The organism is Vallitalea okinawensis (assembly GCF_002964605.1).
Taxonomy (GTDB): Bacteria; Bacillota; Clostridia; order Lachnospirales; family PQDH01; genus Vallitalea_A; species Vallitalea_A okinawensis.
In genome coordinates this window covers 234,331-249,234 of record NZ_PQDH01000006.1, presented here as the reverse complement: position 1 = coordinate 249,234, position 14,904 = coordinate 234,331, and the positions used below count along the sequence as shown (strand labels likewise).

The window sequence follows — 14,904 nt, the reverse complement described above, 5'->3', positions numbered from 1 at the left end:
AGGATATCATTTTCTTGGAGCAATATACAACATTATTATAGGTGTATTCAATACTTTCTAATCCTGTTATAGTTGCTTTAAACATATATACAAGGAGAAAATTAATGAAAAAATATGACCTACATGTCCATACTTCTGAAGTAAGTCGATGTGCACATACTAAGGCAGAGGATTTAGTTAAAGCATACAAAAAACTTGATTTTACAGGAATAGTTATTACAGATCATTTTGGTGACCCTTCCTATTTAAATAGCTACGGCAATATTCCATGGCAAGACAAAGTGGATATTTTTCTAGAGGGGTATCAAAAAGCGAAAAGAGCAGGTGATGAAGTGGGGTTAGATGTTTTCCTAGGAGTTGAACTACGTTTAGTACCTAAAATTGAATTTATCATCTATGGATTAGATAAATCATTTTTAATGGATCATGAGAACCTACAACTATTGTCACCTAAAGAATTGTATAAGCTTGTAACACAACATGATTTATTGATGTACCAAGCTCATCCTTTTAGAAATGGGGTGGAATTGGCACCCTATCAATATATGTCAGGTATTGAAGTCATCAATGGAGGACAACCAGAGGAGGTCAATCAAAAGGCATATACTTTTGCAAAAGAGAAACAACTTAGATGTATTGCAGGGTCTGATAATCATCGTAATGGTGCAGATAAGTGCGGTATTATGACTGAATCAAGGATCAAGTCTAGCAAAGATTTACTACAGATCTTACGGACAGAAGATTATAAAATTTTCTGCGGGTTACCTTATGGACAGGATAATCCAATAAGAGTAGATGAACGATATATCATGACAAAAAGAAGATTACTTAGTGAGGATTAGTTAAGCACTTAATATTGCAATAAATGAGGAGGTAAATTTTGTATAAGTATGATTTACACGTACATACATCAGATATCAGCCGCTGTGCTAAAAGAACTAGCGAAGAAATCATGTATGACTATGCAGAATTAGGATTTACAGGAGTTGTTATTACGGATCATTTTTCGGTGGGATACTTAGATAGCTATGGCGATATCCCTTGGAAGGAAAGGATAGACTGTCAGTTAGCAGGATATTATCGAGCTAAGGAAATAGGTGAAAAGCTAGGAGTTGATGTATTTCTTGGTATTGAACTACGAGTACCAGTCAAGCCTAAGGTAGAAGTTCTTATATACGGTTTAGACGTAGAGTTTCTTAAGAAGAATGAAGGTATTCAAAATCTTTCTCCAAATAAACTCTTTCATCTATTAGCTAATAAGAATGATATGGCAATATTCCAAGCACACCCTTTTCGGGCTGGAGGAGAGCTCATTGATAATCGATATGTACATGGTATTGAAATGATTAATGGTGGACAACCTGAAGAAGTAAATGCATTGGCTTGTAATTATGCTCTAAAGCATAAGATCCCTGTTATTGCATGTTCTGATAATCACAATTTTGGTGCTGATAAATGTGGTATATATACCAATGAAAAAATACGATCAGAGAAACACTTAGCAAAGGTGTTATTGGAAAATAACTACTCTATTTTTTGCGGTTTGCCTTATAAAGAAGAAAATCCCATTTGGCAACATTCAAAGGTTCTTAAAACAGAACGTCAATTTTCCAAATTTAACCCAAGTCGTCCAAGATGCAATATTAATGAATAATATCAATATTTTGCAGAAAAAGGGGCTAATTGCCCCTTCAAGCATATCAATAATTTGATAACCTATAGAACAAATTTTTGTAGGTACTCTTTTTATAACAATGCTGGTATAGTGAAATAAGAACTATATAATTAATGAACCCTAGGAGGTTAATAATGTTTGTAGACGATACGACCTACCAACAGCTGAAAGGCATAATTCAAAAAATAGATGATTTTAGACCTTGTCCCCAAATTGACGAAAGAGATAAGTGGAATGAAATTCCTGAGGATATCAAAGAGTTAGTGATAGAAAAAGCAGCAGCTTATAAAGGATATAGATTTCCCGTCATTCATGCCACGGACTTAATGAGCTTTTTAAGAGAAGGCACTCGAAAACCATATGGTGATGCAGCCAGTATTCGCAAAGATGCTTTGGCGCATCTAATAATGGCAGAATGTATTGTCAATGATGGAAGCTACATGGATGATATAATTAATGCCTTTTGGTGTATATGCGAAGAGTCAACATGGGTATCCAACTATCATTATTACCTATTCCGTACTCCTGAGCCAACCATGTTTCCTCCTCACGATCAAAGGGCAATTGATTTAGGGTGTAGTGAAACAGCTGTTTTACTGGCATTTACTTATTATCTCTTAAAAGATAAATTAGACGAAATTTCCCCTATCTTAGCTCAACGTATTAAGCATGAATTAAAAGATAGAATAATAGACCCCTTCCTGTACAATCGTCAGTGGTGGTGGATGGGCTACAGCGGTAGGAAGCTGAATAATTGGGCACCATGGTGTTCCTCTAACTGCCTTATGACCATGCTACTTGTTGAAGAAGATGTGGAATTAAGACGCTTAGGCGTCTTCAAAACAATAGAAATTATCGATAAATTTATCGGTATTTACAGTGAAGATGGTGGCTGTGATGAAGGTCCCGCTTATTGGAATCGAGCAGCAGGCTCCTTATATGATTGCCTTTGGATCATAAACAAAGTTACTGAAGGTAAAGTGAATTACTTTGACGAGACGATTATCAAGCATGTAGGTGAGTTTCCTGCAAAGGTACATATAGCTAAAAACTGTTTTACCAACTTCGCAGATAGTCATCCTTACTTAAAAACAAATTTCTCACTTTTATATCGCTTTGGTAAAGATGTAAACAGTGATGAGATGAAGTATTTAGCTCAAACCATGTATAAGGAGCTTGGTTTAGGTGACCCTGCTCAGCTAGGTGTATTACGTGGTTTACCCTATCTCTTTATGATAAAAGAATTTAGGAATCTAAAAAATATAGATTTAAATATTAAGTTGAGTAATGTTTTTGATGGAATTCAAGTATTAACAACCAGAGAAAGTCAGGATAAACAAAAGGGCTTCTATCTGGCGATAAAAGGTGGCTTCAATGATGAAAGTCATAACCATAACGATTTAGGAAACTTTATTGTTTATTACAATGGAAGACCTTGTATTATTGATATAGGGTGTGGTACCTATGTTAAGGATACCTTTGGACCAAATCGCTATAAAATTTGGAACATGCAAGGACAGTATCATAATGTTCCTATTATCGGCGAAATACAGCAGTGCTATGGGGCTAGATATGAAGCTAAGGATTTTAAAGTAAAGGATTTTGAAGATGGCACATCTTGTCATCTTAATCTGCATGAAGCCTATGAAGAAGATGCTGGTATAGAAAAATACATACGTACTGCAACACTAAGTAGAGAGACATCAAGTGTTACAATAATGGATACTTTAAGTTTAAACGTGGCGAAAGAAATTACGTTTAACTTTATGCTTTGTAAAGAACCTTGTATAAGAGATAATACAGTAGTCTTAAGAACAACAGAAGAAGATGAAATATCCTTAGAATTTGATAACCTTCAGCTTGAGGCTTCTTATGAAACCATAGAAATCAAAGATGAAACACTTTTACAAGTATGGGGAGAAAGACTTTATCGTCTACAGATTAAGACTAAAAATTCTATAACAGAGGGTGAATTCTCCTTTAATATGCAAGTAAGAGAGTAGGCTAAAATAATTATAGGGCATTTATGTAAGGAGGAATGCATATGGCAGTTCGACATTTGCTAGTGGATAAAACTGAGATGATTATGATGGTACCTCAGAAGAAGAAATATATCACGAGAAATGCTGTTTTTAGTGATATACGTCAAATAGAATTCTCATCATTTGAAGAGAGACAATTTCTATTTCTTAAAAAGGCCTCAGAGAAAATAACTATTCATTTTACAAAGGGGTGGGAACCTTTAGTCTATACACGCATGAAGGAGAAAAAGTTCTTTGATGAGTATAAAAATGAACTAGAACGCTTCTGCAAAGAGAATAGAATTCAATTAATAAAGAAATAAAAAATAAATGTACAATTGCATACACAATGTAAGAAAATATAAAGTAGTCAAGTCTCATGTATATTACATGAAGAGCTTGACTATTTATATTTCCTCTTCCTTTAAAGGTATTGTAGCAGGAGCAGTAAAAGAATGATATAAGATAAAAGAAGTCAAGACTGAAGAGTATTCCAATTCAGTCTTGACTTTTTTAATCGTTAATGGTGATTAACGCATATTGGAGACATTTATCAATTAAATCATACGTCATAGAAGGCGCTTTAACATAATCTTCTTGTAGATGTTCTCTCAAAGTCTTCGTTGATGCAATAAATTGCTTACTGGTATAAGGTCTAAAGATATTAATTATAAAATTAAACATCTTCTGATATCTGGTTGCTGTGCTTGATGTCGTATCAAGACTCCTGACAGTAATAGTATTCTGATCAATGCCTAAGGATTTAAAACCATAATCATAAACTGTTTCTACAAGCAGAGGATTCTCATCAACAATATTGAGAATAGTATTGGAAGGTCCCTTTTCATTAATAAGTGATAGAGTCTTGGCTGTCCAATCTGCTGGAATTAGATTAAGGGTTGCTCCTTCACTTGCTTCTGCTTCAAGCATTGTTTTATAGTTTGATTTCTTTACTATGCGGTATGCCGCTAAGAAATAACCGTACATCCCAGTAAAATCACTTATTTGACCTGTTGCTGTATCGCCTATTACAATAGCTAACCTTGAAATAGTGTATGGGATATTAGAAGACTGTATAATTTGCTCTGATTTTTCTTTATTAAGTTCATATATATTGGAGCCGCCATTAGCGACATAGGCAGTTGAGATATAGTGGAAATGGGGAATATTTAGTGCTTTTCCTAAACTAATAGCATGTTTTGTGCCTTCTATATTGGTTAATATGGATTCTTTGTGATAGCGATCCTCCATCTTAGTAAGTGCTGCACAGTGGAAAAAGATATCAATGGATGCCTTATTAAGCATGGATAAATCTTCACTAGATAATTCAAAGAGGGGTTTTTTTATATCACCTGTCATTATGTTCAAATTTTTTGGTAGATTATTAAGTTTTAATGCTTTTTTTAAACGTTTGGATGGTAGTTCACCATTTTTTTCTCTTACAATACAATAAACGTTATGACCTTCTTCTAAAAATAATTTCAAACATGGCAAACCAACAATACCAGTCGAACCTGTCATTAATATATTCATATATGTCTCCTCCTAATATTTAGAATGTATTTTAGTTGTATGAAGTAATAATAATACCCTATTGTGATAGTTATGTGATGTACATCATGAATCAAGCTGTAAGCTTATGAACCCTAGTAATTATAGGGGTTAACAAAATATCAAGCATTATCAAGAAAAGGTAACTATTATATGCTATACTGTTCTTAAAGGTTGGTGATGAAGAATGTCTGATTATTATAATAAGGTTCAAAAAGCTTTGGATTATATAGAGAAACATATAAAAGAGGATATTACACTTGAGGAATTGTCTGCCTTATGCTTTTATTCTGCTCATCATTTCCATAGGGTATTTCAATCCATAGTCGGTATTCCTGTTACTGACTATGTACGGAAGAGAAAACTATCTGTTGCAGCTGGGGAGATTATAGACTCAAATAAAAATATAGTAGATATTGCATTGGATTATGGGTTTAACTCACATGAGACATTTTCCAGAGCCTTCAAGCGTATCTTTGATATTACACCGAATGCATATCGAAAGTTAGGAACTCACGCTATACCCATGGATTTCTGGAAAGTTAGTTTTAGCCATAGTGATTTACAGAAAAGATATATGCGTGCAGTGGAAACGTTATGTGATCGACTGAAAAATGATATGAATGTTCTTGCAGTCATCATTATGGGGAGCCTTTCTTATGATCAGGTATGGGAAAAGTCGGATATAGATATGACCATCATCGTCAACGATAACTGTAAACTTAATTCAGAACTATGTCTGTTAGAAGATGATATTTACGTTAATGGACACGTAATGACGAGATCGGAATATAGAAAACTTATTGGCAAGAGCTTAAAAGCGTCATTTACACATTCCTATTATTCATTAGGGACAATGATCTATTGTAAAGATGAATCATTGAAGGAACTCTTTGAGAATATTTGTGATACTGATGATATAGGAAAGAGAGATAAATCATTTGCTTTGTTGGAGAGAACGGAGTGGGTTCTTGGAAGACTTTATAAGGCTGAGAAATGGCTGAAAGTCAAGAGTGATGTTAGGTACTCCTACCTTTGGATCACTGAAACTTTAAAACATATAGCAGCAATTGAAGTATTGCTAAATAATAATATCCCATCAAGAGAGGTTATATTGCAAGCACTCAAGTACAAGAATCCAATAATAGAAAAATTGTATATTGGGTTAATGGATGAGCGAAAAAACAGTATCAATATATCTAAGTCTATTGATATGATCTATGATTATTTAAGACAACATATGGACACTATTTGCAAACCTATATTAGACTATTTTGATAAGGCTACTGAAATGAAAGCTCTAACAACCATAGTCAAGGATTTTAATAAGACATTTCGTACCAATACAATTTGTGAAGTATGCGAATGGCTATGTGAAGAAGGGGTTTTGGTAAAAGATATCTCAGAAATACATATAACCAATAAGAGCAATAACGTTGTCTATGAACCAGCTTATATCAAGAGTGATTGTGATATGGATATATTCATTTGATTGACTTTTTAGTTAAGAATGAGGAGGGGTTAAGTGTTAGGACAGAAGGAAATCGTGATAAAAGGTGCAAGGCAGAATAATCTTAAGAATATAGATGTGAATATTCCACGGGATAAGATTACTGTCATAACAGGTGTAAGCGGTTCAGGCAAGTCGTCCCTAGCGTTTGATATTATCTATGGTGAGGGGCAACGTCGATTTCTTGATTCGTTGCCTACATTCTCTAGAAGTAGAATTGCCCAACTAAAGAAACCAGAGGTAGATTTCGTTTTCGGACTATCACCGGTAATCGCCATCGAACAAAAAAGAGGACTTGTTAATCCCAGGTCTACAGTAGGAACCATGACGGATATCTATGATTATATGCGTCTACTCTTTGCTACAGTGGGCGTAGCAAAATGCCCCTATTGCCAGGAGCGATTTGATATTAAGACATCTGGTCAAATAGTTGAAGCAGTGTTGTCATTACCACAGGGAACGAAGATTGAATTCTTAACACCTGTAAAGAAGCTGTATGGAGAAACCTATTCCTATCTCTTTGACGAGATAAGGCAGAAAGGCTATAGTAATCTGATCATTGATGGTGATAGGGTGGATATAAGTGAAGAAATTGATATCGACGAATACAGTGATCATGATATCAAAATTGTTATTGATCGATTTGAGGTAAAGAGCAATATCGAGAAGAGTTTAACCAATTCGCTAGAAACGGCATTAGAGGTCATTGGCGAGCATGTACTGATTGCAGAGTTCATATCAGAGGATGTATCGGAAGAGGTAAAAGATAATTTCTATAGCAGCTTTGGGTGCAAGGAACATCATATAACTATGGCCAACATTGAATCTCACTACTTTGCTTTTAACAATATAAACAGTTCATGTAGAACATGTGGGGGTATTGGAACTTCCAAGAAGGCAGATCCCAGACTGATGATTGTCAATCATGAGAGGAGCATTAACGAAGGAGCATTTGATCCAAGTGTCTATAACTGCAGAGGGGAAGTAACATACAAACATATCATCATGTATAACCTATCACGGCACTATAAATTCAGTTTAGATGCACCCTTCAATCAATTATCCGATGATATTAAAGATATATTGTTTTATGGAACTAAAGGTGAAAAAATAACTATAGAGGCACCGCCGGACCTCAACAAGAGGAATTGGATTATCGGCAGGAAAATACAATTCAGTGGGTATGTTAATCAAACAGAACATTGGTATAGAGAAAGCACCAGGAGTGATAAAGTCAATGAAGCTGTACTTGAATGGTTCAGGAAGAAGATGATAGAGTATACTTGCCCGGACTGTGGAGGAAAAAAGCTTAAAGAACAACGCTTCAATATCCATATCCATCATAAGGACATACATGAATTATGTTGGATGCAGCTAACGGAGTTACTTGATTTTATGGAGCAACTAGAATTTCCTATAGAGAAAAAGTATATAGCAGAACCTATTGTTCAGGAAATCATAAAGAGACTTAGGTTGTTAGTTGACATTGGTTTGGATTATCTTTCTTTAGGAAGAAGAGCCGATACTATTTCAGGTGGAGAAGCACAGAGAATTCGTCTAGCTTCACAAATTAGTTCTGGACTCATGGGCATGATTTATGTCCTTGACGAGCCAAGTATAGGACTTCATGCAAGGGATAGCAAGAAAGTGATTAATATATTAAACCAACTTAGAGATTTAGGTAATACAGTCATTGTTGTTGAGCACGATATAGAGACAATTGAAAGTGCAGATAACATTGTGGAGGTTGGACCCGGACCCGGTAGTCATGGTGGTATGATAGTTGAAACAGGTAATCTTGAAAAGATTAAGAGGGCTAAGCACTCTATTACTGGCAGATACCTTTCGGGTAAAGATACGATACCAGTTCCAATAACAAGACGACAAAGTAATGGACATAAGTTGACAGTACAAGGAGCTAGGGAAAATAACTTAAAAAATATTAATTTAGAGATTCCACTAGGTATTCTTGTATGTATAACAGGGGTTTCTGGATCTGGTAAGAGTACATTGGTTAATGAGATCATTTATAAAAAGGTGAGAAGCATAGCTGACCCAAGGATAATTCCCGGTGAACATAAGGGGTTCAGAGGAAACGAATACATCAATAATATTATTAATATCGATCAATCTCCCATCGGGAAGAACAGTAGATCTAATCCTGCCACCTACATTGGTCTATTTGATAGCATAAGAAGATTATTCTTAACGACTAAAGAGGCTAAAGAGAAGGAGTATACTATATCCAACTTTAGCTTTAACAGTAAGAATAGCGGAAGGTGTGAGCATTGTAAAGGTGATGGGCGTATCGTAACAAAGTTGCAGTTTATGCCGGATGTAGAGATCGTTTGCCCTATATGTAAGGGACAGCGCTATAAAAAAGAGATATTGGATGTTAAGTATAAGAGCAAAAATATCTATGAAATACTGGATATGAGTGTTGAAGAGGCAGTGGAATTCTTTAAAGATAAGAAGAATATATATCACAAACTTAACATTATGAATCAATTAGGATTAGGTTATATTAAGTTAGGTCAGTCTTCGACAACTTTATCAGGAGGGGAAGCACAAAGAATTAAGCTTGCTTCTGAATTAGGAAAGATCAAGAGAGGTAGCAATAACCTTTATATATTAGATGAGCCTACAACTGGATTACACATCTCGGACATCAAGAAGCTTTTAAGCTGTTTGAATATGCTCATAGAAAAAGGACATTCACTACTTGTTATAGAACATAATCTAGAGGTGCTCAAAACAGCAGACCATATCATCGACCTCGGACCTGAAGGTGGAAAAAATGGAGGCTATGTAGTTGCCCAAGGAACACCAGAACAGGTGAGGGATGTTAAGGGATCGGTGACAGGTAAGTTTCTTAAACAAGTTTTGTAAGTGAATGAAAGCCCACCACAATCGATCTATTGTGATGGGCTATTGGTCTATGGTGATTTTTATTATGCTACTAAAGTAAAGGTGTCATTTTATAATTTCCTTCGTAGACATACAAGGAAGGAAAAGTAAATTGTATGTTATGAAATCTCCATTGATTACATTCTTTAATAGCAATAGCTTCAAATCTAAATTCCCATAAAGACTCTTCACCAAAGGATACTTCTTTAAATGTATAAGCAATCTGCTTCTGCGCCTCTAAGAGTCTATCCTCAACTGTACCCTCTCTTTGTAAAATAGTCTTAATATTATTCCATTCTTTATCTACTAATTCATCAGTTCTATAAGCTTTTTTAAAAAGTCCATTAGCAGTTATTGCTACGGTATCGTCCTCGGCATTTAAGATGGCCTCGTGGACATTAAGAATCATTTCATCCCATTTCTCTCTTTGATCGAGTATCATGTTCTCCATATTAGTACGACCAAAAGCAGCTGGATTTTCATTTGGGTCTACAATATAAGTATCATCGTTTGTCAAGAATAGATGATTTATAGTATCTTCTACAGCAGTTGCTTTATCTAGATAATTTGATTGTAATTGATTAAGGAGTTCAGTTATACTTTCCAAAGAGTCTTTTTTGAATTTATCATTAAATGCCTTCATTTTTTCTTTAACTTGGTTATAATATTTCAATGAATCAACATTATCGTCTGCTATTCGCCACTCGGGGTAACTGGGCATAGGTGCTGAGAAGTGTAATTTATGTATAAGCCATTGATTTTCTCTCTTTATAAGTCCACCTGATAGTCTTATAGGCATGTTGCAACCAAGGTGTTCTTTTGATTGTTGGATAAAAGCCATTTGCAAATTCAACATTGCTAACTTGGATTTGGGTTTATAGTTGATGAAACGTCCGTTGTCTTCAAAGTAATCTGCAACTAAGTCGTTACACCACTCATTATAATCATCATCCTCCCAATTAATCGTGCAATCAGCTAAAAACCAAGAAACAGAACCTTTAGAATTAATTTTAGCTTTTTCGAAATTTACAACGAGATCCCCCCAGTATTTCCAATCACTTTCTACTAAATTTTTTAAATCGTGAACTCCAAAACACCATTCACTACGAGAAGTTCCAACAGTTATCATACTGTCATCATTAACAAATATGTCATCCATATAGCTATCTAGAGTATCAGTATTTCTATTTGTATATCCCTCCTGGAATTTCTTTAAAACTTCTCTTACTTCCTGAATGTCTTTATGGTTTACTAATTCATTTAATGGCATACCAATCCCCCTCTTAAATACTTACATTTTACTGAGTTTTCACATTTTCAATATGTAGGTGCTACTTTAATATTAATACATCTTCAAAATATGGAGTAGATAAAAAACAGTTATAAATTAAACTTGAAAATTTATAATTAAACTTATTTATGAAAATAAAAAAAGAAGCTAATTTTTATTAGCCTCTTTTTTGTATCACTTATTAATAGACTTTACAAAACATTGACGATTGTTGACTTCGCTTTCTTTAAAGCCCATTCTCTTCAAATATTTGATATGATCTTCTTTTGTTGAAAAACTAATGAAGTTAGAATAGCCTTTGTCTAAGAAATATTGCTTATTATTTTCAAACACAAATGTTGCAATTTTAAAATCTCTGTATTCCGGTATAACGAAATCTAACTCCACATTAAGGGTATCTTCATTATGACGTGAACCTAAGAAAATCCCTGCAGGAACCATATTACGTAGAATATAAAAACTCACATCAGAATTCTCAATATCTACCTTGGGTTGATCTGCGTATTTTTCAAGATCCTTCTTATAGAAATCCAAGAAATAATTAAAATACTTAGAATCTTTATCAATAGGCAGAAGCTTAAAGTATTCTTTTGATTGATATATCTTGATGAGATAATAAATATTAATTGCAGCGATACCTAGGTTCATAAATCCTACTGGTAAAGCCCCAATTAAAAAGCCATAAAGAGCAAACAAACCAGAACCAACTAAGTTGATCCATCTTAACTTTATGATTGAGCTCATTAACAATGAAATGAGAACAATAAGTGAAGCTAAATAGCCTAACCATTCGAGCCAGTTAATCATTATAAATCTCCTCTCAAACCTAATATTTTTGTCGACACAATATTATAACTTAAAACATGATTTTTGTGCAAGGTGAAGAATTAAAAAACTATACTATAGTTAAATGTCTTAAGGTGTCTAGTATTGATGTAATCGCTAAACTATTATATAATTTAAAGGAAAAACTACATATGCTTTATAAAAAATTTATTATGATCCATGTTATGTTTTATTCAGATCATGATTATCTATTCAAATAGAAAATTTCCTTGGATTTAAGGAGGGGGAATCATGGAAATAAAAATACTTATAGCAGATGATGAAGTTAAATATAGGGACATGCTGTCAGATTTTCTAACCAATCAAGGTTATGAAGTGATTGTGGCTAAAGATGGAAATGAAGCTATCGACTTATACTTCTCTACAACAGATATCAATCTGGTTATACTCGATGTGATGATGCCTAAATATGATGGTTGGGAAGTGTGTAAAGAAGTAAGGAAACAATCCGATGTTCCGATTTTAATGTTGACAGCATTAGGCGATGAAAGGAATGAAGTTCATGGACTCAGTTTAGGAGCAGATGAGTATATTTCGAAGCCTTTCAGTTATGAAATTTTTATAGCCAGAGTCAATGTCTTACTCAGAAGGGTAGTTAAAGAAAAAAACGAAAGTATTCAGATAGATGGCATTATAATAGATCAAGCCAAACAATTGGTTACAATCAATGATAAGGCAGTTGATCTAAGTCCAAAAGAATATAAATTACTTCTATACCTTATAAACAATATAAAAAGAGCTCTAAGTAGAGACCAAATACTTAATACAGTATGGGGATATGATTTTTTTGGAGATGCACGTACTGTTGATACCCATATTAAGAGTTTACGGTCTAAGCTTGGTGAGTATGGTAATTTAATAGGAACTGTTAGAGGTTTGGGGTATGGATTGAAGGTGAACAAATGATTAAAACCGTAAGAATGAAATTGTTTCTATATTTTATCATTTTCCTTATTTTTTTTGTATCTCTATCCATCGTTATGAATGTTCATTTTTTTGAAGCATACTTTTCTTTAAGAGTGGAGAATGACTCTATTAGTGCTTTTGAATACATCAATAGTACATATTCAGATGAGTCAAAATATCTAGAACAGTTACCGAGAACAGTGGGGGCAGCATATAATTTAAAAATTGTGATTTTGGATAGTGAGACCATGTCAATTAAATATAGTACAGAAGCTCCAGAGACTATCAATCATATTTTAGTTTTAATTAAAGATTTAGTTCATAATTCAGTAATTGACTTGAGAACAGGTTACATCTATGAAACTATATATTTACCTCCACCTAATGAGTTAGTTAAAGATCCTAGACAGGTTACACAGGTAGAGAGTATCATGAATGAAAACTCGGTACCAAAAGATGATGCAAGAGAACTTATCTTTATTAAGAAATTAGATACAGGCGATTTATTAGTTTTAAGAAAACCCCTTCATGTAATTACTGATAACTCAAAAATAATAAACGAATTTATGGTGTTTGTCAGCGCAATAATCATATTGCTGGGAAGTATTATTATCTTCTTTTTGTCAAAAAGGATATCACAGCCTATAGTAGAGTTAAGTAAGATTGCAAAAGGCATTTCCAACCTTGATTTTTCTAAGAAATATGAAGTTAAAACCAAGGATGAGATAGGTTTGCTCGGTGATAGTATTAATTTAATATCTGAAGAACTTCATAAGGCTTTAGATGACTTGATTGAAGCAAATGCAGAATTAAAGGAAGATGTTGAACGAAAAAAACAGATAGATGAAATGAGAAAAAATTTTATTTCAAGTGTTTCTCATGAACTAAAAAGTCCTATTGGTATAACAAGAGGATATGCTGAAGGACTTAAATACAATATTGCTAATGATGAGGAAAAAAAGAAACGTTATTATGATATATTAATTGATGAGGCGGACAAAATGGATAAAATGGTTAAACAACTGTTGAGTTTATCTACTTTAGAGTCTGATATATTTGAGTTAGACCAAACAATATTCAATATAACTGTACTCATCGAAGAGGTTGTTGAAAAATTTGATCCTATTATTCAAGACAAAGATATAACAATTGAAAAGATTGTTGATGAAGACTATTTTGTTAAGGGGGATTATCCAAAGATTGAACAAGTTATAAGCAATTATTTGACTAATGCTATTAATCATGTGGATGAACATAGATACATTGAAATAAAAACTCAATTGACAAAAGAAAAAGTTAGAATCTCTGTTACTAATTCAGGAAATAATATTCCTTTAGAAGACTTAGACAGCATTTGGGAAAGTTTTTATAAAGTTGATAAAGCACGTTCCAGAGAATATGGAGGGACGGGGTTAGGCCTTTCCATAGTGAAATCAATAATGGAGCATCATCAGGAAATGTATGGCGTAATTAACAGAGATGATGGTGTAGAGTTTTGGTTTGAATTGAATATAGTCAGTGAGAAAGAATAATAACGTACCTTCTTAGATGTAGAATTCTAAGAAGGTTATTTTTATTTCTTCACATAACCATCACAATACTACCCCATAATGGACTGCAGATGAAGAAGGGGAGAGTTCTATACCTTCCAATTAAGGAGGAAGATAGATTATGAAGGCTTAGTAATGGAGAAAACAAAGAGGTGATTAATGATGAAAGGTACTAAAAAGTCATTTCTATTTATAAGTCAAGCAGCTACTGTACTTGGAATTATTAGTATTATATTCTTTCTGAAAAGAATAGAGAAACCTTTAGTTAAGGCCGTTAACAAAGAAATAACTCATAAAGTTGGTGATTGCATAGGAAAAATATATAAAGTTTTACGGAAAGAAGGTGAAAAAATAGAAGAGGATGAAAAAATGCAGGACTTCCTTATCAATATACCCTATGAGTTAAAAAGTTCACTTGGTATCATAAGAGGCTATACAGAAAGTCTTAAGCACAATATTGTAAATAGTGAAGAAAAAAAGAAGCAATACTATGACGTTTTAATAGAGGAAGCAGATAAAATGGAGCATCTTGTTAAAATGATTTCAAAGATTATCTAAATGGAAGACTGTGTATAAATTCTCTAATAATTTCTTAACCTTATTCTTTTATAGCATTACCCATTTCTTCATAAAATCATCACAAAAGT

At 33.6% G+C, this 14,904-nt stretch carries 12 protein-coding genes; 9 read left to right on the top strand and 3 right to left on the bottom strand.

The annotated features are described in order from the left end of the window. Positions 1 to 104: 104 nt before the first annotated feature. From C1Y58_RS17055 to C1Y58_RS17040, 4 genes are all read left to right on the top strand, one after another. Positions 105 to 842: a PHP domain-containing protein gene (locus C1Y58_RS17055; RefSeq protein WP_105617300.1), complete on the top strand. Its 738-nt coding sequence runs from the start codon at positions 105 to 107 to the stop codon at positions 840 to 842. Positions 843 to 880: 38 nt separating this feature from the next. Continuing rightward, on the top strand, positions 881 to 1,654 hold the full coding sequence (locus C1Y58_RS17050; protein WP_105617299.1) for a PHP domain-containing protein: 774 nt from the start codon (positions 881 to 883) through the stop codon (positions 1,652 to 1,654). Positions 1,655 to 1,809: 155 nt separating this feature from the next. After that, the gene (locus C1Y58_RS17045) at positions 1,810 to 3,678 is read left to right on the top strand and encodes a heparinase II/III domain-containing protein (protein ID WP_157950166.1); all 1,869 of its coding nucleotides are present in this window, start codon (positions 1,810 to 1,812) and stop codon (positions 3,676 to 3,678) included. 41 nt (positions 3,679 to 3,719) lie between these two features. Next, positions 3,720 to 4,019: a hypothetical protein gene (locus C1Y58_RS17040; RefSeq protein ID WP_105617297.1), complete on the top strand. Its 300-nt coding sequence runs from the start codon at positions 3,720 to 3,722 to the stop codon at positions 4,017 to 4,019. 190 nt (positions 4,020 to 4,209) lie between these two features. Here C1Y58_RS17040 and C1Y58_RS17035 read toward each other — a convergent pair whose 3' ends face one another. Then, positions 4,210 to 5,229: an SDR family oxidoreductase gene (locus tag C1Y58_RS17035; RefSeq protein ID WP_105617296.1), complete on the bottom strand. Its 1,020-nt coding sequence runs from the start codon at positions 5,227 to 5,229 to the stop codon at positions 4,210 to 4,212. Positions 5,230 to 5,434: 205 nt separating this feature from the next. Between C1Y58_RS17035 and C1Y58_RS17030 the strand changes: the two genes are divergently transcribed. Both C1Y58_RS17030 and uvrA read left to right on the top strand, forming a co-directional pair. Continuing rightward, on the top strand, positions 5,435 to 6,739 hold the full coding sequence (locus tag C1Y58_RS17030) for an AraC family transcriptional regulator (protein WP_105617295.1): 1,305 nt from the start codon (positions 5,435 to 5,437) through the stop codon (positions 6,737 to 6,739). 33 nt (positions 6,740 to 6,772) lie between these two features. After that, positions 6,773 to 9,646: an excinuclease ABC subunit UvrA gene (uvrA, locus tag C1Y58_RS17025; RefSeq protein ID WP_105617294.1), complete on the top strand. Its 2,874-nt coding sequence runs from the start codon at positions 6,773 to 6,775 to the stop codon at positions 9,644 to 9,646. 70 nt (positions 9,647 to 9,716) lie between these two features. Here uvrA and C1Y58_RS17020 read toward each other — a convergent pair whose 3' ends face one another. Together C1Y58_RS17020 and C1Y58_RS17015 are read right to left on the bottom strand one after the other, a co-directional pair. Beyond that, positions 9,717 to 10,934: a nuclear transport factor 2 family protein gene (locus tag C1Y58_RS17020; RefSeq protein ID WP_105617293.1), complete on the bottom strand. Its 1,218-nt coding sequence runs from the start codon at positions 10,932 to 10,934 to the stop codon at positions 9,717 to 9,719. A gap of 195 nt (positions 10,935 to 11,129) precedes the next feature. Continuing rightward, a complete protein-coding gene (locus C1Y58_RS17015; RefSeq protein WP_105617292.1) occupies positions 11,130 to 11,762 on the bottom strand; it encodes a YgjV family protein in 633 nt (210 codons plus the stop codon). 267 nt (positions 11,763 to 12,029) lie between these two features. Here C1Y58_RS17015 and C1Y58_RS17010 point away from each other — a divergent pair, with 267 nt between their 5' ends. From C1Y58_RS17010 to C1Y58_RS17000, 3 genes are all read left to right on the top strand, one after another. Then, positions 12,030 to 12,707 carry a response regulator transcription factor gene (locus tag C1Y58_RS17010; RefSeq protein WP_334293840.1) on the top strand — a complete coding sequence of 226 codons (678 nt, stop codon included), beginning with the start codon at positions 12,030 to 12,032 and terminating at the stop codon, positions 12,705 to 12,707. Further along, positions 12,704 to 14,239, top strand: a complete 1,536-nt coding sequence (locus tag C1Y58_RS17005; RefSeq protein WP_105617290.1) for a sensor histidine kinase — start codon at positions 12,704 to 12,706, stop codon at positions 14,237 to 14,239. The genes C1Y58_RS17010 and C1Y58_RS17005 overlap by 4 nt, the downstream gene beginning before the upstream one ends. Before the next feature lie 177 nt (positions 14,240 to 14,416). Beyond that, positions 14,417 to 14,815, top strand: coding sequence for a histidine kinase (locus C1Y58_RS17000; protein ID WP_105617289.1), 399 nt, complete (start codon positions 14,417 to 14,419; stop codon positions 14,813 to 14,815). Positions 14,816 to 14,904 lie beyond the last annotated feature (89 nt).